Origin of the sequence: Streptomyces xanthophaeus (assembly GCF_030440515.1) — a bacterium.
Taxonomy (GTDB): Bacteria; Actinomycetota; Actinomycetes; order Streptomycetales; family Streptomycetaceae; genus Streptomyces; species Streptomyces kutzneri.
Genome location: NZ_CP076543.1, coordinates 8082569 through 8099979, shown reverse-complemented (window position 1 = coordinate 8099979; position 17411 = coordinate 8082569). Strand labels below are relative to the sequence as shown.

At 72.9% G+C, this 17411-nt stretch carries 19 protein-coding genes; 11 read left to right on the top strand and 8 right to left on the bottom strand.

What is annotated here, in order from left to right; translation table 11 throughout:
* Positions 1-78 precede the first annotated feature (78 nt).
* Together KO717_RS36640 and KO717_RS36635 are read left to right on the top strand one after the other, a co-directional pair.
* A complete protein-coding gene (locus tag KO717_RS36640) occupies positions 79-438 on the top strand; it encodes a PRC-barrel domain containing protein (protein WP_301374128.1) in 360 nt (119 codons plus the stop codon).
* Positions 439-555: 117 nt separating this feature from the next.
* Positions 556-1473 (top strand): oxygenase MpaB family protein, encoded by a 918-nt coding sequence (locus tag KO717_RS36635; protein ID WP_301374126.1) that lies wholly within the window; start codon positions 556-558, stop codon positions 1471-1473.
* Here the strand turns inward: KO717_RS36635 and KO717_RS36630 are convergent.
* Positions 1452-1760, bottom strand: a complete 309-nt coding sequence (locus KO717_RS36630; RefSeq protein WP_301374124.1) for a hypothetical protein — start codon at positions 1758-1760, stop codon at positions 1452-1454. The genes KO717_RS36635 and KO717_RS36630 overlap by 22 nt on opposite strands.
* 55 nt (positions 1761-1815) lie before the next feature.
* Positions 1816-2655 (bottom strand): class I SAM-dependent methyltransferase, encoded by an 840-nt coding sequence (locus tag KO717_RS36625; protein WP_301374122.1) that lies wholly within the window; start codon positions 2653-2655, stop codon positions 1816-1818.
* A 134-nt stretch (positions 2656-2789) separates the two neighbouring features.
* On the opposite strand from KO717_RS36625, the gene KO717_RS36620 reads away from it, so the two are divergent.
* The 4 genes from KO717_RS36620 (at position 2790) to KO717_RS36605 (ending at position 6140) form a co-directional block, all read left to right on the top strand.
* Positions 2790-3527: an ArsR/SmtB family transcription factor gene (locus tag KO717_RS36620; protein ID WP_301374120.1), complete on the top strand. Its 738-nt coding sequence runs from the start codon at positions 2790-2792 to the stop codon at positions 3525-3527.
* Between the two features lie 71 nt (positions 3528-3598).
* A complete protein-coding gene (locus KO717_RS36615) occupies positions 3599-4540 on the top strand; it encodes a DMT family transporter (protein ID WP_301374118.1) in 942 nt (313 codons plus the stop codon).
* A 36-nt stretch (positions 4541-4576) separates the two neighbouring features.
* Positions 4577-5506: a ketopantoate reductase family protein gene (locus KO717_RS36610; RefSeq protein WP_301374116.1), complete on the top strand. Its 930-nt coding sequence runs from the start codon at positions 4577-4579 to the stop codon at positions 5504-5506.
* 121 nt (positions 5507-5627) lie between these two features.
* The gene (locus KO717_RS36605) at positions 5628-6140 is read left to right on the top strand and encodes a hypothetical protein (RefSeq protein ID WP_301374114.1); all 513 of its coding nucleotides are present in this window, start codon (positions 5628-5630) and stop codon (positions 6138-6140) included.
* Between the two features lie 35 nt (positions 6141-6175).
* Here KO717_RS36605 and KO717_RS36600 read toward each other — a convergent pair whose 3' ends face one another.
* Positions 6176-6520, bottom strand: coding sequence for a peptidase inhibitor family I36 protein (locus KO717_RS36600; RefSeq protein ID WP_301374111.1), 345 nt, complete (start codon positions 6518-6520; stop codon positions 6176-6178).
* A gap of 241 nt (positions 6521-6761) precedes the next feature.
* On the opposite strand from KO717_RS36600, the gene KO717_RS36595 reads away from it, so the two are divergent.
* Complete coding sequence (locus KO717_RS36595) at positions 6762-7994, top strand: FAD-dependent oxidoreductase (RefSeq protein WP_301374109.1); 1233 nt, start codon at positions 6762-6764, stop codon at positions 7992-7994.
* Between the two features lie 97 nt (positions 7995-8091).
* On the top strand, positions 8092-9315 hold the full coding sequence (locus tag KO717_RS36590) for a cytochrome P450 family protein (protein ID WP_301374108.1): 1224 nt from the start codon (positions 8092-8094) through the stop codon (positions 9313-9315).
* Between the two features lie 76 nt (positions 9316-9391).
* Here the strand turns inward: KO717_RS36590 and KO717_RS36585 are convergent, their stop codons facing one another.
* Complete coding sequence (locus KO717_RS36585) at positions 9392-10072, bottom strand: M15 family metallopeptidase (protein WP_301374107.1); 681 nt, start codon at positions 10070-10072, stop codon at positions 9392-9394.
* A complete protein-coding gene (locus KO717_RS36580; RefSeq protein WP_301374105.1) occupies positions 10069-11337 on the bottom strand; it encodes a PP2C family protein-serine/threonine phosphatase in 1269 nt (422 codons plus the stop codon). The genes KO717_RS36585 and KO717_RS36580 overlap by 4 nt, the downstream gene beginning before the upstream one ends.
* A 277-nt stretch (positions 11338-11614) precedes the next feature.
* Between KO717_RS36580 and hemC the strand changes: the two genes are divergently transcribed.
* The 3 genes from hemC (at position 11615) to KO717_RS36565 (ending at position 13741) form a co-directional block, all read left to right on the top strand.
* On the top strand, positions 11615-12547 hold the full coding sequence (gene hemC, locus KO717_RS36575) for a hydroxymethylbilane synthase (RefSeq protein ID WP_301374104.1): 933 nt from the start codon (positions 11615-11617) through the stop codon (positions 12545-12547).
* Positions 12548-12746: 199 nt separating this feature from the next.
* Complete coding sequence (locus KO717_RS36570; RefSeq protein WP_301374103.1) at positions 12747-13310, top strand: hypothetical protein; 564 nt, start codon at positions 12747-12749, stop codon at positions 13308-13310.
* 113 nt (positions 13311-13423) lie between these two features.
* The gene (locus KO717_RS36565) at positions 13424-13741 is read left to right on the top strand and encodes a hypothetical protein (RefSeq protein ID WP_301374102.1); all 318 of its coding nucleotides are present in this window, start codon (positions 13424-13426) and stop codon (positions 13739-13741) included.
* On the opposite strand, the gene KO717_RS36560 is transcribed toward KO717_RS36565, so the two are convergent.
* The 3 genes from KO717_RS36560 to rox form a co-directional block, all read right to left on the bottom strand.
* Positions 13742-14491 carry an SDR family oxidoreductase gene (locus KO717_RS36560; RefSeq protein ID WP_301374100.1) on the bottom strand — a complete coding sequence of 250 codons (750 nt, stop codon included), beginning with the start codon at positions 14489-14491 and terminating at the stop codon, positions 13742-13744.
* A 142-nt stretch (positions 14492-14633) separates the two neighbouring features.
* On the bottom strand, positions 14634-15548 hold the full coding sequence (locus KO717_RS36555) for an AraC family transcriptional regulator (RefSeq protein ID WP_301374098.1): 915 nt from the start codon (positions 15546-15548) through the stop codon (positions 14634-14636).
* A gap of 186 nt (positions 15549-15734) precedes the next feature.
* The gene (rox, locus tag KO717_RS36550; protein WP_301374096.1) at positions 15735-17162 is read right to left on the bottom strand and encodes a rifampin monooxygenase; all 1428 of its coding nucleotides are present in this window, start codon (positions 17160-17162) and stop codon (positions 15735-15737) included.
* Positions 17163-17411 lie beyond the last annotated feature (249 nt).

Here is a 17411-nt window from a genome sequence, read left to right as displayed (position 1 = left end):
GGGCGGACGTGTATCCGCGGCCACGCCGGGCAGACGCGCCGTGACGACACGGGATCGATGGAGGGAGCTGTTCCAGTCATGTCCGACAACGTCTGGGCCTACCGCGTCACCGTTGACCGCATCAAGGACGTGGACCTGTCCGGTTACAAGGTGGAGGCGGCCGACGGCAGCATCGGAAAGGTCGACAAACACTCCGACGAGGCGGGATCGGCCTATCTGGTCGTGGACACCGGCCCGTGGATCTTCGGCAAGGAGGTCCTCCTCCCCGCGGGTACCGTCACCGGCATCGATGTGGAGGAGAAGCGGATCCGGGTCGGGCTGACCAGGGAACAGGTCAAGGACGCCCCGGAGTTCATCCGGGACGAGCACCTGGAGAGCACCGACTACCGGCGGCTGCTGGACGGTTACTACGGCATCATCCCGCCGCGCTGGCTGTGATCCACGGCCGGAGGACGTGCCGATGACGCAGGCGCCGGGCCGGTTTCGCGGCCCGGCGCCTGCGGTGCGCGCGGGACCTGGGCCGGGTCCGGGACCGGTCCGGCACATACTGGACATATGACCAGGGCGACGACGGTCCAGCGGATCAGGCGGCAAGCCGGCGAGGCGGTCTTCCTGCGCGTCGCCGGGCCGGACGGGCCCCGGAACAGGGCGCGGATCCACACGACGCCCGGCCCCCGGTGGTTCGCACCGGACCGGCCGGTGCGGCGGGTGCACGGGGACGCGTCGATGTTCGTCGGCGGGCTGGCCGCCCTGCTGCTCCAGTCCCTGCACCCGCTCGCGATGGCCGCCGTGGCGGCCCACTCGGGGTACCGGGGTGACCCCTGGGGGCGGCTGCACCGCACCAGTACCTTCCTGGCCGTCACCACGTTCGGCACGAGCTCCGACGCAGAGGCGGCGGTGGCCCTCGTACGCGAGGTGCACGCGCGCGTCCGGGGGCGGACGGCCGACGGCATCCCGTACCGGGCCGACGATCCGGAGCTGCTGACCTGGGTGCACATCGCCGAGGCGGACTGTTTCCTGCGGGCCCACCAGCGGTACGGCAGGCGCCCGTTGGACCCCGCGGGCTGCGACGCGTACCTGGCCGACACGGCGCGCGTGGCCCGCGCGCTGGGGGCGGACCGGCCCCCGGAAAGCCGGCGCGAGCTTGCTCTGCTGATGGCGCGGTACCGGCCCGGCCTGCGGCCGACGGCGGCCTCCCGCGACACCGCCCGGTTCCTGCTGACCGATCCCCCGCTGCCCGGGGCCGCCCGGTTGCCGTACGCGCTGCTGGCGGCCGCGGCCGTGGATCTGCTGCCGCCCTGGGCGAAGTCGGCCGTGGCCGCCGAGGTGCCCGCCGCCGCCCGGATACCGCCCCTTGCCGCTCGCGCGGGCGGCCGGGCCGTGACCCGGGCGATCCGCTGGGCGCTGCCGCCGGCTCCCCCGCCGCCCCCGCCCGGCCGAGGGCGGACCTCTCAGTACTCCTCGTCCGGGTAGCCCCAGCGGATCTCCGGCTCGGCTCCTGCCGCCACTGCGGCGACCGTCGCCGCGAAGACCCCCTCGAAGTGCGGTTGCCACAGGTAGAAGCGGGAGATGCCGAGCGGGAAGTCCGAGTCCCCGGAGACGAAGTGCGAGCCGTCGTCGTCCACCGCCACCCCGATCGTGACCTGGTCGGCTATGTCCTCCTCGTACATCAGCTCCTGCAGGGCGCGGACGATCGCCCAGGCCTGCGGCTCGTCCGCGACCCGTGTGACGGTGAAGGCAAGATCGATGTTCACTGACATGCCGGAAGAATAGGCGGGACCACCGACACCGGGCCTACGGGAGACGGGCTACGGGCTACGGGCGGGTGGCGGTCACGAGGTAGTAGTCCAGGATCTGCTGCTCCCAGGCGGCCAGGAAGTTCCGGGGCCAGGTCCCCGGCGCCCACAGGCGGGCGAGCCAGCGGTCCCAGCCGGGCCAGACCTGCGGGCCGATCGAGGAGACCCGCACGTCGGCGAAACCGGCTTCGGCGAGGGCGCCAGCGAGCCCGGACACCGGCCGCGCGATGTCCAGGCCGCTGGCGAACGAGTCGAGCAGCCCCGCGAGCCGCTTCGCGGGCTCGGGTGCCCCGTCCACGGTGAAGAAACTGGTGACCGCCACCCGGCCGCCCGGGCGCAGCACTCGCGCCGCCTGCCGGGCGAACGCGGTCAGGTCCGGGAAGTGCTGGGCCGCCTCCACGCTGTAGAGGCAGTCGAACTCCGCGTCGCCGAGCGGCAGGTCCTCCGCGGCCCCGAGCGCGAAGCCGATCCGGTGCGGCTGCGCCGCGAGGAGCGGGGAGTTGGCTTCGCGGGCCCGCCGGAGCTGCTGGGGGTGGATGTCCACCCCGGTGACGGCCGTGGGCCCGTACTCCTCCAGCGCGAGGGCGCACCCGAGGCCGAGACCGCAGCCGACCTCGACGGCCCGGCCGCCTCGCGGGGCCACGGCATCGAGTACGTGCCGGTAGAGGTCCTGCTCGCTGCGGATCCGGTCGCCCTGCGACAGCGGCTGCCCGAGATCGACCGCCTTCCAGTAGCCGAAGTTGATGAACCCTCCGGCGAAGACCGGAACGGCGCTGAGATCGGCCGGACCGTACGTCTCCCACACCTCGGGCCGTACGACCGGGGACGGCCGCTCCGCGGGATCACCCGACGCCACCACCCCACCACCTCCTCGTGACGGGGACGCCCTGCCCCCGGCCCTCAGTGTGGCGGGCGGAGCCCCGGTCGCGACAGTGGACCTCAGCCCGTGCCGATCGTTCGTCGTTTGCCGAAATCATGGGGCATCCTGGACTTATGAACGAAACGCATCCCGGAGCGACGTCCGCGGGCGGAGCGGCCCCCGCGGCTCTGCTGGCCGCCTTCGCCGCCGCCCTGGCCGACGAGACGCGGGCCGCGATCTGCATGACGCTGCTGGAGGGGCGCGCCTGGACCGCGGGCGAGCTGGCCCGGATCACCTCGGTGGCTCCCTCCACCATCAGCGGCCATCTGACCCGGCTGCTCGACGCGGGCATCTGCGTGACCGAGCGGCAGGGCCGCCACAGCTACGTGCGCATCGCCGACGGCGCGACCGCCCGCCTGCTCGACGAGCTCGCCTCGCACGCCGTCCCGGACCGGGACGCGGCGCACGCCGTGCCGGTGGTCGCCGCGCCGGACCCGCTGGCCCGCGCCCGGACCTGCTACGACCACTTCGCCGGGCGGCTGGGCATGGCGGTGACCGACGCGATGGAGCGGCGCGGGCTGCTGCGCACCCAGGACGTGTTCGAGCTGACGGAGGCCGGCCGCCTCTGGTGCGCCGAGGCGGGCATCAGCCTGGCCGGCGAGGGGCGCAGGCGGCCGGCGAGTTCCTGCCTGGACTGGACCGAGCGGCGCCGCCACCTGGGCGGCCTCGCCGGGGCTCGGCTGTGCGCGCTGGCATCGCAGGAGCAGTGGGTGGTACGCCCGGCGGGCGGCGGGCGGGCGCTGGAGGTGACCGAAGCCGGGGAGCGGGCCTTCGGTGATCTGCTGGGGCTCACACCGGAGGCGTGGAGCTGAGCCCCGACGCCCGACAGGACAGGGATGTTAATTCGGTCGACACCGAAATGTTGCGGTCGTAGGGTGGGCCCATGACGTTCCGCACGAGTTCGATCCCGCCCGGCGTCCTCACGGTCGGCGCCGTCACCTTCACGGTGTTCGCCTGGGCCTCCGCCTTCGTCTCCATCCGCAGCGCGGGGTCCGCGTACTCGCCCGGCGCCCTGGCCCTCGGCCGGCTGCTGGCCGCCTCGTTGGTGCTCGTGGTGCTGCTCCTGATCAGCCGCCAGGGCCTGCCGCCCCGCGAGGCCTGGCGCGGGATCCTGGTGTCCGGCGTGGTGTGGTTCTGCGGCTACACGATCGTCCTGAACTGGGGTGAACGACTGGTCGACGCGGGCACGGCGTCACTGCTCGTGAACATCGGGCCCATCCTCATGGCGCTCCTCGCGGCCCGGCTCCTCGGCGAGGCCCTGCCCCCACGGCTCCTGGTGGGCATGGCCGTCTCCTTCGCCGGAGCGGTGGTCGTGGGCCTGTCCATGTCGTCCGGGAACGGCGGCTCCACCTCGGTGCTCGGGGTCGTCCTCTGCCTGCTCGCGGCAGTGGCCTACGCATCCGGCGTCATCGCCCAGAAGCCCGCGCTCTCCTACGGCACTCCCCTGCAGGTCACCACCTTCGCCTGCCTGACGGGCACCGTGGCCTGCCTGCCCTTCGCGGGCCTGCTGTTCGCGGAGCTGCCCGAGGCCCCGGTGTCGGCGACCCTGAACATGGTCTACCTGGGTGTGGTGCCGACCGCCCTCGCCTTCACCACCTGGACGTACGCCCTGGCCCGCATGCCCGCCGGAAAGCTGGGGGCGACCACGTACGCCGTCCCGGCCATCGTCGTACTGCTGAGCTGGGCCCTCCTGGGTGAGGTACCGGCCTGGCTGACCCTCCTCGGCGGGGCACTGTGCCTGGCCGGTGTGGCCGTCTCCCGGTACGCGCCGCGCGCAGCGCGGACCCCCGCCGAGGACAGCCCGCTCGGTGCGGGCCGGACCTGACCCGTCCCTGTCTCCTTCCACGAAAGGCACCCGTACATGAGGATCCTCACGGTCGGCGCCGGCGCCGTCGGCGGCTTCTTCGGCGCCCGGCTCGCGGCAGCGGGCCAGGACGTCTCCTTCCTGGTCCGACCGGCCCGTGCGAAGGCCCTGGAGGCCCGCGGCCTGCGGGTGTCGGGGCAGGGTGAGGAGCTCCGGCTCACGCCGGATCTGGTGACGGCCGGTGCCGTGGGCGGACCGTACGATCTGGTCCTGCTCTCGGTGAAGGCGACCGCCCTGCACACGGCCTTGGCGGACATCGAACCCGCCGTCGGCCCGGACACCGCCGTCGTACCCCTGCTGAACGGGGTCGCCCACCTCGACACGCTCGTCGCGCGCCTGGGGGCCGGAGCGGTCCTCGGCGGGGTCGCGAAGGTGGTCACCACCTTGAACGGCGACGGCGACATCCTCCGTATGGCGCCGCCCGCGGTCATCCTGACCGGCGAGCTCGACGCACGCCCCTCGGCCCGGGTGGACTCGATCCGCAGCGTGCTGGCCGAGGCCGGCATCGACTCACCGGCGACCGGGGACGTCGTCGCGGCCATGTGGCACAAGTGGGCGTTCATCTCCACTCTCGTCGCCCTGACCTGCCTGATGCGCGGCACGGTCGGAGAGGTGAACGCCGTTCCGGGCGGGGCGGCCCTGGCCGGGGCCCTGGTCTCGGAAACCGCGGCGGTGGCGGAGGCGGCGGGTCATCCGGTGACCGAGGCGGAGCTCGCCTTCACCACGTCCACCGTCACGACCCCCGGCTCCCCGCTCACCCCGTCCCTGTACCGCGACCTCGTCGCCGGAGCACCGACGGAGGCCGATCACGTCCTGACCGACCTCACCCTGCGTGCCCGCGCGCTGGGGGTGGCCACTCCCCTGCTGGACCTCGCCTCCCTCCAGCTGCGCGTCCACGAACACCGCCTCGCCGCGGGACGCCCCTGAGGCCCCCGAGGTCCCCGAGGCCCCCGAGGCCCCCTCCTCACCCGGATGCCCGGCCCACTGGGCATCCGGGCCGCCGGGCCTTTGACTGGGAGGTCCGGAGGTCCGGAACACCCGTGGAGGCATGGTGACGGCGGTCGCGTGGATGCGTGGTGCGGCAGGTGCGGTGGTGCTGTCGGTGGTGGCGCTCGGCGCCACAGGCTGTTCGGACGGTGACGGCACCCCGTCGGGCGCCGTGTCGAGCGCGGCGTCGGCGGTGAAGTCCGCCGGCGAGGCGGTCCAGTCGGCCGCGGCGGAGGCTTCGAAGGCCGCCGAATCGGCGGCTGCCGTCGCGAAGGGCAAGCTCGCCGACGTGAAGGACGGGGTCGATGCCAAGGACGAGGTGACCTTGGGCTCGGTGACCACCGACGGCGACGGCTACACCACGGTCCCCGTGACGGCCCGGAACACCGACGACGCGACGAAGTCCTTCGCGGTGCAGGTCGAATTCAAGGACGAGAGCGGCAATCTCATCGACACCGTGGTCGTGACGATCACGAACGTCGCCGGGAAGGGCACGGGACAGGGAACGGCCCGCAGTACGCACAAACTGTCGGGCACGGTCTCGGCTCAGGCGGGTACGGCCCTGCGCTACTGAACCCGGGCCGCACCCGGCCGCGCGCCCTTCCGGGCTCAGCAGTTGTCGCCCACCGCGTCGATCTTCGAGCCGAAGCGGCCGCTGTAGTTGCTCGCGTAGTCGCCGGTTCGGACCGGTCGGCACACCTTCCCGGTCGCCCAGTCGATGAAGGCCCCGCTCCGGTTGGCCCGGAACGACCCCACGTGGTCCACGAACCTGCTGGGCAGGTCCACGTAGCCGCCGCGCCAGACGTAGAGCTCCCCGGTGCCGTCCTGGTACCGCCACAGACAGATCGCGTTGGCGGGGCACGCGGGCAGGGCCTGAGCGGGTGTGGTGGAGGTGAGCGAGACCAGCGCCACGGCGCCGGCGACCGATAGGGTGCGTAAGTGACGTGCCCTCATAAGGGTCCTCTCTTCGTACCGTTTGTCTCCCACCCTCCTCGCCTGGGCGCCGGTCCGTGCGGCAACGCCCGGATCCACCGCGCCTCTTCACCACATCTCCCCGAGCGGTGCGGTGATCCGGCCGTCGGTGATCCTTCTTCCCGGCGCAGCAACGCCTCCTCACCGTTACCGCTGCCGGCGCCCCGGGTGCGGTATACGTCCTCTGGGGGTGACCCGATGCGGGCGAAGGGAAGTGGGTTGCGTGGAACGAACCACCTGCTGTGTCGTGGGCGGAGGGCCCGCCGGGATGGTGCTGGCCCTGTTGCTGGCCCGGGCCGGGGTGGAGGTGACCGTGCTGGAGAAGCACGGCGACTTCCTGCGCGACTTCCGCGGGGACACCGTCCATCCGTCCACCCTGTCGCTGCTGGACGACATCGGCCTGGCGGAACGCTTCGCCCGGCTGCCGCAGCGGCGGGTGAGCTCGGTGCAACTGCCCATCGGGCCGGACCGGTCCCTCGTCACGGTCGGGGACATCGGGGCGCTGCGGGGAAAGTACAACTACATCGCGATGGTGCCGCAGTGGGACCTCCTCGACCTGCTCGCCGACGAAGCGGGCCGGGAGCCCTCCTTCCACCTGCGCATGAACACCGAGGCTACGTCCTTCCTGATCGAGCGTGGCAGGGTCACGGGCGTGCGGTACCGGACCTCGGACGGCGGCACCGGCGAGCTCCGGGCCTCACTGACCGTGGCCTGCGACGGACGCGGCTCACTGGCCAGAGCCCTGCCCGAGCTGGGGCTGGAGGACTTCCCGTGCCCCATGGACGCCTGGTGGTTCCGGGTGCCGCGCCGCGAGGAGGACCCCAGCGGGCTCGTCGGCGGCATCGGGGACCGGCTTTTCGTCGCCCTCATCGACCGCGGCGACTACTGGCAGTGCGCGGCGCTCATCCCCAAGGGGTCCGACGCCGGGCGCCGTGCCGAGGGCCTGGAGGCGTTCATGGAGCAGTTCACCGAGGCCGTCCCCTGGCTGGCCGACCGGGCCCATGCCGTCACCTCCTGGGACGAGGTCAAGCTGCTCGACGTACGGCTCGACCGGCTGCGCCGCTGGCACCGCCCGGGGCTGCTGTGCATCGGCGACGCCGCCCACGCCATGTCCCCGGTGTTCGGCATCGGCATCAACCTCGCCGTCCAGGACGCGGTGGCCGCGGCCCGCCATCTCGTGGGCCCGCTGCGCGACGGCACCGTTGGGCTGCGCGACGTACGCCGCGTGCAGTACCGGCGCCTGCCCACCACCGTGGCGACCCAGGGGCTCCAGCGCCTCGCGCACGCCAAGGTCATCGGGCCGCTGCTGGCCGGCCGCGACGCCTTCGGAAACCCCCGGCGGGCCAAGCGGCTGACCGAGCTCCTCACCGACTCCCGCCGGCTGAACCGGCTGCCGGCCTACTTCCTCGCCTACGGGGCCCTGCGCGAGCGGCCCCCGGGGGAATCACTCCGCTGACCTCACCTCGCCGCCGGAGGCCGAAAAGTGACGTATCGGGATGGTCGGGCCGATAACCTCGCTCCCACAGCGAGGACGTCATGCTCCGGGAGGCCTCATGAGTGAGCAGCAGCCGACCCTTCTGCCCTACGCCGACCCCGCCTTCGTCGCGGATCCGTTCCCCCTGTACCAGCAGCTGCGCGAGGACGGCCCCGTGCGCCGCGTCGTCGTCGCGGGCGGCCTGGACGCCTGGCTCGTCACGCGCTACGAGGACGGACTCGCGGCCCTGTCCGACTCCCGCCTCAGCAGCGACGTACGCGATGCCTCGGACAGCCGGATCCTGCGGCAACTGCCCGAGACGGAACGCGATTCGATGCTGAGCAACATGCTCCGCAGCGACCCGCCCGACCACACCCGCCTGCGCCGTCTGGTCTCCAAGGCGTTCACCGCCCGCCGCGTGGCGGAGATGCGGCCACGGATCCAGGCCATCACCGACGGCCTGCTGGATGCGGTCGTCCCGGCCGGACACGCCGACCTGGTCGCCGACTTCGCGCTTCCGCTCCCGGTCACGGTGATCAGCGAACTGCTCGGGGTCCCGGTGGACGAGCGCCGCGACTTCCAGCACTGGACCGACCGGATGCTCAGGCGGGGAGCGGAGCCCCCGGACCCCGCCGTGGTGAACGAGGCCTGGCAGCACATGCGCGCCTACGTGACCGGGCTCATCCACGCCAAACGGGCGCACCCCGGCGACGACCTGCTCAGCGGCCTCGTCACCGCCCGCGACGCGCAGCAGCGGCTGAGCGAGGACGAGTTGATCGCCATGGTGTTCCTGCTGCTGGTCGCCGGCTACATCACCACGGTCAACCTGATCGGCACCGGCATCGCCACGCTGCTGGCCCACCCGGGCCAGCTGGACCTGCTGCGTTCCGACCCCGGGCTGCTGCCCGGTGCGATCGAGGAGTTCCTCCGCTACGACGGCCCGGTGAGCCCCGGCATCGCGCGGTTCGCGCGCGAGGACATCGAGATCGCCGGGGTTGCCGTCCCGCGCGGCGCGACCGTACTGATCGGCTCGGCCGTCGCCGACCGCGACCCGAAGCGGTTCGCCGACCCGGACCGCCTCGACATCACCCGCCAGGACAACGCCCACCTCGCGTTCGGGCACGGCATCCACTACTGCCTGGGGGCTCCGCTGGCCCGGCTGGAGGGTCAGATCGCCATCGGTACGGTACTGCGCCGGCTCTCCGGGCTCGCCCTCGCCACGGACCCGGAGGGGATCCGCCGGCGCCCGGGCGGACTGCGCGGCCCGGAGAGCCTGCCGGTCACCTTCACCCCGGGCGGCTGAACCGGACCACGGCCTGGGCCGTCTCTTCCGGATCTTGCCGGGCCCGGGTCGTCCGGCAAGATCCGAAAGAGACGGCCTAGCCGCCCTGCTCGGAGAAGTGCTGGTAGTCCGGAGGGGTCCAGCGGCCGCCCCAGTACCAGCCGATCTCCCGGAAGGCCCGGGTCACGACCCCATCGGGGGTGATCATCCCGGGGCGGGCGCGGCCGCGGTCGAGGTGGGTGCGACCGTTCGGGGGATGGACGGTGCCCCGGACGTCGACGTACGGGTTCTCGACCGGGTTGATGTCGATGGCGTCGCCCCAGGAGTGCCGGGAGATCCGGCCCGGGTCCCCGGTGACCGGACGGCAGTTGAAGGCGGAGGTGTTGTCGTCGGCCATCGCCTCGGTGTCGCTGCCGCCGTACTCGGCCATCACCCGCATGCGGCGGATCGGGAAACGGGCGGCGAAGGCCTTTCCGAAGGCCCGCAGGACGGGGGCGACCGCGTCCTCGTGGACCACCAGTTCGCCGGTGTGCACCGTGCCGTCGAAGCCCCAGTGGTTCATCCGGACGAGTCGCAGGCGCTCCGGCGGCACGGGGCAGCCGGGGTGGTGGGTGGAGCCCAGCTTCTCCGGGGGGACGGCCGTGACGTGCGCGGACAGCGTCTTCGCCTCGGGCTCGGGCGCGACCTGGTGGCGCGCCTCGGACCGTGCCCCGGTGCATGACAACGCCGTCGCACACAGGGTGCCGGCCAGGGCGACGCAGGCGAGGCGATGGCTCACCGTTCCACCGTAGGTTCGCCCGGCCCTCCGGGCATGCCGGCGGCGGTGGCTCCAGGGTCCGCGGGCTGACGGGGGCGGGCCCGGGCTGCGAGTACGGCGACGTCGTCCTCCGCGTGCTGGGCGTCGAGGCCCTCCACGACGGCGTCCACCACCGCGTTCACCCCGGCCCCCACCGGGGGCCGCACGCCCACCAGCCGGGCCAGCGAGACGTCGATGTCCTCGCCCCGCCGTTCCACCAGCCCGTCGGTGAACATCAGCAGGGTCTCCTGCGGCGTGATCGCGCGCGTGACGGCTTCGTAGCCGCCGACGCCGGTGCCCAGCGGCGGGCCGACCGGGACGTCGACCAGCGAGGCCGAGCCGTCCGCCCCGAAGACCGCCGGCGGCAGGTGGCCGGCGCCGGCGAACATCGCTACACCGCGCGCGGGATCGAAGCGTACGAGCAGGCAGGTCGCCGGCCTGCGGGCCGCGTCGCCGGCGGCCAGGACGTCGAGCTGGCGCAGTACGCGGTGCGGGGCGAGGTCCGTCGACGCCACGTCGCGCAGGGTGGAGCGGTACGCGTTCATGTCCACGGCCGCGTCGAGTCCGTGGCCCATCACGTCTCCGACCACGAGCAGGGTGCGGCCGTAGTGGAGGCGGATCGTCTCGAACCAGTCGCCCCCCACCAGCGCCCGTGGGCCGGCCGGCAGGTAGCGGCTGGCCACCTCCAGGTTGGGGTGCGGCCGGCCCGGTTCCGACACGAGCGCGCGCTGGAGGTGCGAGACGGTGTCCTCGGTGGCGGCCAGCTGCCGCGCGTGCCCCAGGTGCACCGCCGCCAGCCGGGCCGCGAAGTGGACCGTCGCCGCCTCGTGGTCGCCGAACCCCGCGCGGGCCCGTACGGCGGTCAGCATGCCGTGGACCCGTTCCCCGTCCGGCAGCGGGACGGACAGGACGTGGACGGGCACGCCGCCCGCGACCGCCGCCCACTCGGAGAGCTGATGCCCGCCGTCCGACGCCCGTACCGAGGGCGCTGCGTCGGCCCCTGCCGTCAGCAGCCCGGTGGATCCCGCCGTCGCCACGCGGTGGGAACCGCCGTCCTCCGCCAGGAGATCCACGGCGACCGCGTCGCACACGTTCCGGGACAGGAAACCGGCCAGTTCCTGGCAGGTGGTCACCGCGTCGAGGGTCGTTCCGATCTGCCCGACGGCGGCCTCGGCCGCCCGGACGCGTGCCCACAGCCCCTCGGGCCCGCCCACGGGCCCGGTGGGCCTCCCGCCACGCTCCGGCAACGGACCTCCTCGCCACGGGACCGCCGAAGCAGCCATTCCAGCAGGAGTACCGGTCGCAGGCACGCACGCCGCGCCCCGCGGTCCCCGGGCACGCGGGCCTTCGGAGGCGCTGCGGGATCGATCGACGCCTCAGGCCGTCCGGTCCGGGGAAGCACCGGGTGTGGCGCGCCGGGTCCCTCGAACACGTTACCGAGGCGGTCAACTTCCCTGCCCCGCACGGGCGATGGCCTCCGGCTCCGATGCCCGCCGCCGGGGTCCGAGGGCGTATCGTGCCCGCATGCCCGCTGATCCGATCCGTATCGTCTCCCGCGATTCGCCGATGGCCCTCGCCCAGGTGGAGCGCGTCCGCGCCGAGCTCGCCGCACTCCACCCGGGGATCACGACCACCGTCCTGCCGGTGAAGACCACCGGCGACAAGTGGATGGGAGACCTGTCCCAGGTCGAGGGTAAGGGCGCGTTCACCAAGGAGGTGGACGCGGCGATCCTGGCCGGCGAGGCCGACCTCGCCGTGCACTGCGTCAAGGACGTCCCGGCCGACCGTCCGCTGCCCGCCGGAACCGTCTTCGCGGCGTTCCTGGAACGCGACGACATCCGGGACGCCCTGATCCACCCGGAGGGACTCACCCTCGACCGGCTCCCGCCCGGTACCCGTATCGGGACCTCCTCCGTGCGCCGGATCGCCCAGCTCGCCGCCGCGTACCCGCACGTGGAGTGCGTACCGATGCGCGGGAACGCCAACCGGCGCCTGGAGAAGCTCGCCGCCGGTGAAGCGGACGCGCTCCTCCTTGCCGTCGCCGGCCTCCACCGCATCGGCCGCGCGGACGCCATCACGGAGATCGTTCCGGTGGACACCCTGATGCCGCCGATCGGTGCCGGTGTCCTCGCGCTCCAGTGCCGGGAGGACGACGCCGGCCTCATCGACACCGTGAGCGCCCTCGGCCACCCGGACACGCACCGTGAGACGGTCGCCGAGCGGATGTTCCTCCATGTCCTCCAGGGGCACTGCAACAGCCCGATCGCGGGGTACGCGCGGGCGGAACGCGGAGGGGATCTGTCCCTGCGCGCCTGCGTGTTCTCGCCGGACGGCAAGGAGGTGCTGAACGCGCACGAGTGGGCGGGCCGCCTCGACCCGGCCACGCTCGGCACGTCCGTCGCCGTCGCCCTCCTGCGGCAGGGCGCCCGGGAGCTGATCGACAGCATTCCGCACTGACCCCACCCCCGTGCGGCCCGGTGCGTCCGGACGGACCCGGCGTGTGCCGGCGGGTCCGGGGAGCCCGCCGGAGAGCCGTGGCCCGGTGGCACGGGCCGTGACCCGAGGTTGACGGCGGGGGTGCTGCCGGGTCGTCCCTACGGCGCGCTGCCCGCCCGCCTGCGGGGCAGGGCCGCCGGCCCGCCCTACCGTAGGCGGCATGGCCCCTGACGAGACGCCCCCGGCCGGGTCCCCCGGAGGCACCATCCCCGGCGCGGACGACGAGTTGGCCTTCGATCGCGATCCGCGCTTCGCCGCCGCGCGGCTGAAGGAGCGTCTGTACGCGACCATCACCATGATCTCCGTGGTGATCGGACTCGCGGGTGCCGACCACATCAGCGCCACCGGAGCCGCCGCGACCGTTCTGACCACCGCGGTGGGCCTCTGGCTGGCCGCGCTGGTCGCGGACCAGCAGGCCCACCGTGTCGTCCACGGCCGGCTGGCGACCGGGCACGAGCTGCGCCGCATGCTGTCCGTCAGCAGCCCCCTGCTGCTGTCCGCCGTGGGACCGCTGGTCCTGATCGGTGCGGCGGCGCTCGGGCTGATGGCGGTGGACACCGCCCTGCTGATCTCGGCCGGGGTGAGCGTCGCCGGGCTGTTCACCTGGGGCTGGTACGGCGGCATCCGCATGGGTGGCGGCACGGGCCTGGCCCTGCTGGCCGGCACGCTGGACGCGGCCATCGGCACCGCGGTCGCCCTGGTCAAGGCGGCTGCCGGCCACTGATCGCCGCCACCGGCCCGCCCGGGGACTCCCCCGCTGCGGCGAGTGCGCGAGAATCCCGGACCAGCCGTAGCGTGGAAGCATCAGAGGCACTCCGTGGTGAGGGGCGATGCGCCATGACCTGGGCTTCGTGGACGACGACAGGAGTCTTCGCCGGACGAGGCGGAGTACGCACCGACGAGGCGGGAGTCCTCACTGGCGACCTGACCGTGCACACCACCTGGTCGAGCCCGGAAGCCCATGTCGCGGTGCAGTACAGCGGCGGCTCGGACTGGTTCACCGTGACCGGCAGTCCGGTGCGCTGCGAATCGGAGGAGTTCAGCCGCCTCCTGCATCAGACGGTGGTGGACGCCGTACGCGCCGACGGGGCCGCCACGGTCCCGCACGACCTGCCGGCGGACACCTACCGGGCCCCGCGCGCGCCGACTTCCTGATCACTTCGCCTGGGCGAGCCGGACCGCGTCGGCGCCGGCCGGGAATCGCAGCCGGCCGGTCGTGTCGTGGGCGGCCCGCCACACGGTCTCGGCGACGTCGCTCTCCCTCGTGTACACGTCCTGCCCCGTGAACTCCTCCATTACCTTCTTCGCGAAGGCCGCGTAGGGCGCCGGAACCAGTGCGTCCGGCGACTCGCCGTGCGTCGCCCTGTGCGCGAAGTTCGTCGTCAGGCAGGCGCCGGGTTCGACCGTCTTGGCCTGTACGCCGAAGGGCGCGAGTTCGAGTGCGAGCGATGCGGTGAACCCCTCGACGGCCATCTTGCTCGCCTTGTAGACGGCCGAGAGCGGCATGTGGCCCAGCACCACGCTGGAGGTCACGTTGACCACCACGCCGGAGCCGCGCTCGCGGAACCGGGGCAGTACCGCCTGCGTCATGGCCATCACGCCGAACGTGTTGGTCTCGAACACCTCCCGTACCCGGGCCATGGGGGTGCCCTCGAACACTCCGATCGAGGGGACGCCCGCGTTGTTGACCAGGACGTCGACGGGCCCCGCCACGTCGAGGGCGGCGCTGATGCTCCCGGGATCGGTCACGTCGAGTTCGACGACGCGGAGCCGGTCCGACTCGGGCAGGACGCCCGTGCGCGGCGTCCGCATGGTGGCGATGACGTTCCACCCCTGCGCGTGGAAGTAGCGGGCGGTCTCACGCCCGTAGCCGGAGGAGGTACCGGTGATCAGAACGGTCTTCATGATGTGCCCCTCGCGATGTGACGGGATCCGCGGCGGACAGGCATTTCCCTGCTCCACGGAAGAACTTCTGATCCCATTGAATCGCTCTGACCTGCACAAACAGTAGAACTATCCTCGCCCCTCCTTGCACGATCCTCCTCCGTCAGGGCAGGGCACCGACGGGGGTCGGGGCGCGTACGGTGTTCCGCAGGCGGGCCGCGTCCCGGCTCGGGGGCGCGCCGAACTGGCGCCGGTACTCGCGGCTGAACTGCGACGGGTTGTCGTAGCCGACACGGTGGCCGACCCCCGTGACATCACCGGGGTGCGTGGCGAGCAGGAGCCGGGCCTCCTGGAGCCGGATCTGTTTCTGGAACTGGATGGGGCTCATCGCGGTCACCGCCTGGAAGTGGCGGTAGAACGCGGACACGCTCATCCCGGACAGCCGCGCCACGTCCTCGACCCGGAAGGGCTCGGCGTAGTGCTCGCGGATCCAGCGCACGGCCCGGGAGACGTGGCTGAGGCCGCTGTCGGCGAGGCCGAGCTGGCGCACCGCCGCGCCCTGCTCGCCGGTGATCACACGCCACAGGATCTCCCGCTTGACCAGCGGGGCCAGCACGGCACGGTCGCGGGGTTCGTCGAGCAGGCGCAGCAGCCGGACCACGGCGTCGAGCAGGGCCGGCGGGGCGTCACTGACGGCGATCCCCGACGGCGCGGCGCCCGAGCCGCTACGGGGGGTGTCCCCGGGACCGGCCCGCAGCAGCAGTTCGGCGACGGCGGACGGTTCGAGCACGAGGCCGAAGCCGAGGGCCGGCCGGTCGGGGGCGGCCTGGGTGAACTGCCCGGTGACCGGCAGGTCAACGGATGCCACCAGGTACTGCCCGGCTCCGTACTCGTAGACCCTTTCGCCCAGCGCGAGTCGTTTGGCGCCCTGGGCGATGACGGCCAGGACGGTGCCCGACATGGAGGGCGCGGGCGGATCCGGCCGGTCGACCTTCGAGATCAGGACGCCGTCGACGGCAGTGGTCCAGTCGGGGCGGGCGTGCCGCGCCAGCAGGGTGCGGAGCTCTTCGAGGCACATGCGTCCATTGCAGCACCCTTTGCGTTCCCACCTCCCGAAGGTGAGGGTGAGGGCCCGGCCGACGGACAGCCGCCGCACCGGGCGCGGCGGCTGGTTCACCGCCCTGTACTTCTCCGTGGGATGGCCCGGCGTCGGGACGGTCGTTCCCGGCACGCACGGCCGAGAACGACCGACGCAGATCAGAACCTAGTCCGTGGCAGCGCCGAACCACGTGGGCAGCCGGTCGGTCAGATCCTGCTGATCGTCGCCGACCCACGCCACATGGCCGTCCGGCCTCAGCAGTACCGCGGGCACCTCCAGTTCCTCGCTGACGTCGACGACGTGATCGACGCGGTCGGCCCAGCCCGCCACCGAGAGGCGGCCGGTCTGGTCCAGCAGCACGCCGCGGCCGCCGTGCATCAGCTCGTAGAGGCTCCCCCGCTTCAGCACGATGTCCCGCATCCGGCGGCCGAGCAGTTCGTGGCCCTCGCCGAAGTCGTAGCGGAGCCCGATGGCGGTGATCTTCTCGATCAGGTACCGGTTGACGTTCTCGAACTCCATCAGCTCGGACAGCAGCCGGCGCACGGCCTGGGCGCCGGGCTCCGTGGACATCAGCTCCATCTGCGCGCGGGTGTTGTCCAGCACGGCGGCGGCCACCGGATGCCGTTCGGACTCGTAGCTGTCCAGCAGTCCCTCCGGAGCCCAGCCGCCCACCTCGGCGGCCAGCTTCCAGCCGAGGTTGAAGGCGTCCTGGACGCCGAGGTTGAGTCCCTGGCCGCCGGTCGGCGGGTGGATGTGCGCCGCGTCGCCGGCCAGCAGCACCCGGCCGACCCGGTAGCGCTCGGCCTGCCGGGTGGCGTCGCCGAACCGCGACAGCCAGCGCGGTGAATGCACGCCGAAGTCGGTGCCGCCGACGGCCCGCAGCCGTTGCTTGAACTCCTCGAAGGTCGGCGGGACGGCACGGTCCGCAGCCACCCCCTCGGCGGGCACGACGACGCGGTACACCCCGTTCCCGAAGGGCGCCGCGCCGAAGCGGAGCTGTGTCTTGCGCACCTCGGCCATCACGGCGGCCAGCGTCTCGGGCTCCGCGGTCAGCTCCATCTCGCCCAGCAGCGTCTCGACCCGGGAGGGCTCGCCGGGGAAGCCGACGCCGAGCAGCTTGCGCACCGTACTGCGGCCGCCGTCACAGCCGACGAGGTGGCGCGAGCGCAGCCGCGTACCGTCGGCCAGCTCGACGCTCACCCCCTCCTCGTCCTGGCTGAGCCCGACCAGTTCGCAGCCGCGCCGGACCTCGGCGCCGAGCTCGGCGGCGCGCTCGGCCAGCAGGCGATCGGTGATCGTCTGCGGGATGCCGAGGACGTACGAGTGGGCGGTGTCCATCCCGTCGGGCCACGACGTGCCGAGGCCCGCGAAGAAGCCGCCGACCTCGTAGCGCCGACCGTGCGCGAGGAACCGGTCCAGCAGGCCGCGCTGGGCCATCACCTCGATGCTGCGCACGTGGAGGCCGAGTGCGCGCACGTACGGGGTCGGCTCCATCTCCTTCTCCAGCACGAGCACCTGCACACCGTGCAGCCTCAGTTCGCAGGCCAGCATCAGACCGGTCGGTCCGCCGCCGGCCACGATCACGTCGATCATCAAAATCCCCCATGGAAAAGGTTGCGTCTCGCCAGCTACTCCGCGTCCCGCGGACCCGTACTCCGGTATGGCCGGACGTACTTCGCGAATCCCGGCTTTCGTCAGGTTCTGGCTTCGATGGGAGATTCTGCGGCACGACCGGGGTCTTGCCGCAAGGCCCCTGGTGCGCTATATCTTGAGAGTGGCAAGGAGTGGTGTATCTCCTTGCCTATTCTTTTTTGCCGTCCGCTGTGACCGCCCGGCGGGGGA

Coding starts and splice junctions, on each gene's coding strand:
- rox (WP_301374096.1), bottom strand. CDS start 17,162: ATGATCGACGTGATCGTGGCCGGCGGCGGACCGACCGGTCTGATGCTG.
- KO717_RS36555 (WP_301374098.1), bottom strand. CDS start 15,548: ATGTGCCTCGAAGAGCTCCGCACCCTGCTGGCGCGGCACGCCCGCCCC.
- hemC (WP_301374104.1), top strand. CDS start 11,615: ATGCCCGCTGATCCGATCCGTATCGTCTCCCGCGATTCGCCGATGGCC.
- KO717_RS36640 (WP_301374128.1), top strand. CDS start 79: ATGTCCGACAACGTCTGGGCCTACCGCGTCACCGTTGACCGCATCAAG.
- KO717_RS36635 (WP_301374126.1), top strand. CDS start 556: ATGACCAGGGCGACGACGGTCCAGCGGATCAGGCGGCAAGCCGGCGAG.
- KO717_RS36605 (WP_301374114.1), top strand. CDS start 5,628: ATGGTGACGGCGGTCGCGTGGATGCGTGGTGCGGCAGGTGCGGTGGTG.
- KO717_RS36570 (WP_301374103.1), top strand. CDS start 12,747: ATGGCCCCTGACGAGACGCCCCCGGCCGGGTCCCCCGGAGGCACCATC.
- KO717_RS36630 (WP_301374124.1), bottom strand. CDS start 1,760: ATGTCAGTGAACATCGATCTTGCCTTCACCGTCACACGGGTCGCGGAC.
- KO717_RS36610 (WP_301374116.1), top strand. CDS start 4,577: ATGAGGATCCTCACGGTCGGCGCCGGCGCCGTCGGCGGCTTCTTCGGC.
- KO717_RS36590 (WP_301374108.1), top strand. CDS start 8,092: ATGAGTGAGCAGCAGCCGACCCTTCTGCCCTACGCCGACCCCGCCTTC.
- KO717_RS36560 (WP_301374100.1), bottom strand. CDS start 14,491: ATGAAGACCGTTCTGATCACCGGTACCTCCTCCGGCTACGGGCGTGAG.
- KO717_RS36615 (WP_301374118.1), top strand. CDS start 3,599: ATGACGTTCCGCACGAGTTCGATCCCGCCCGGCGTCCTCACGGTCGGC.
- KO717_RS36620 (WP_301374120.1), top strand. CDS start 2,790: ATGAACGAAACGCATCCCGGAGCGACGTCCGCGGGCGGAGCGGCCCCC.
- KO717_RS36565 (WP_301374102.1), top strand. CDS start 13,424: ATGACCTGGGCTTCGTGGACGACGACAGGAGTCTTCGCCGGACGAGGC.
- KO717_RS36600 (WP_301374111.1), bottom strand. CDS start 6,520: ATGAGGGCACGTCACTTACGCACCCTATCGGTCGCCGGCGCCGTGGCG.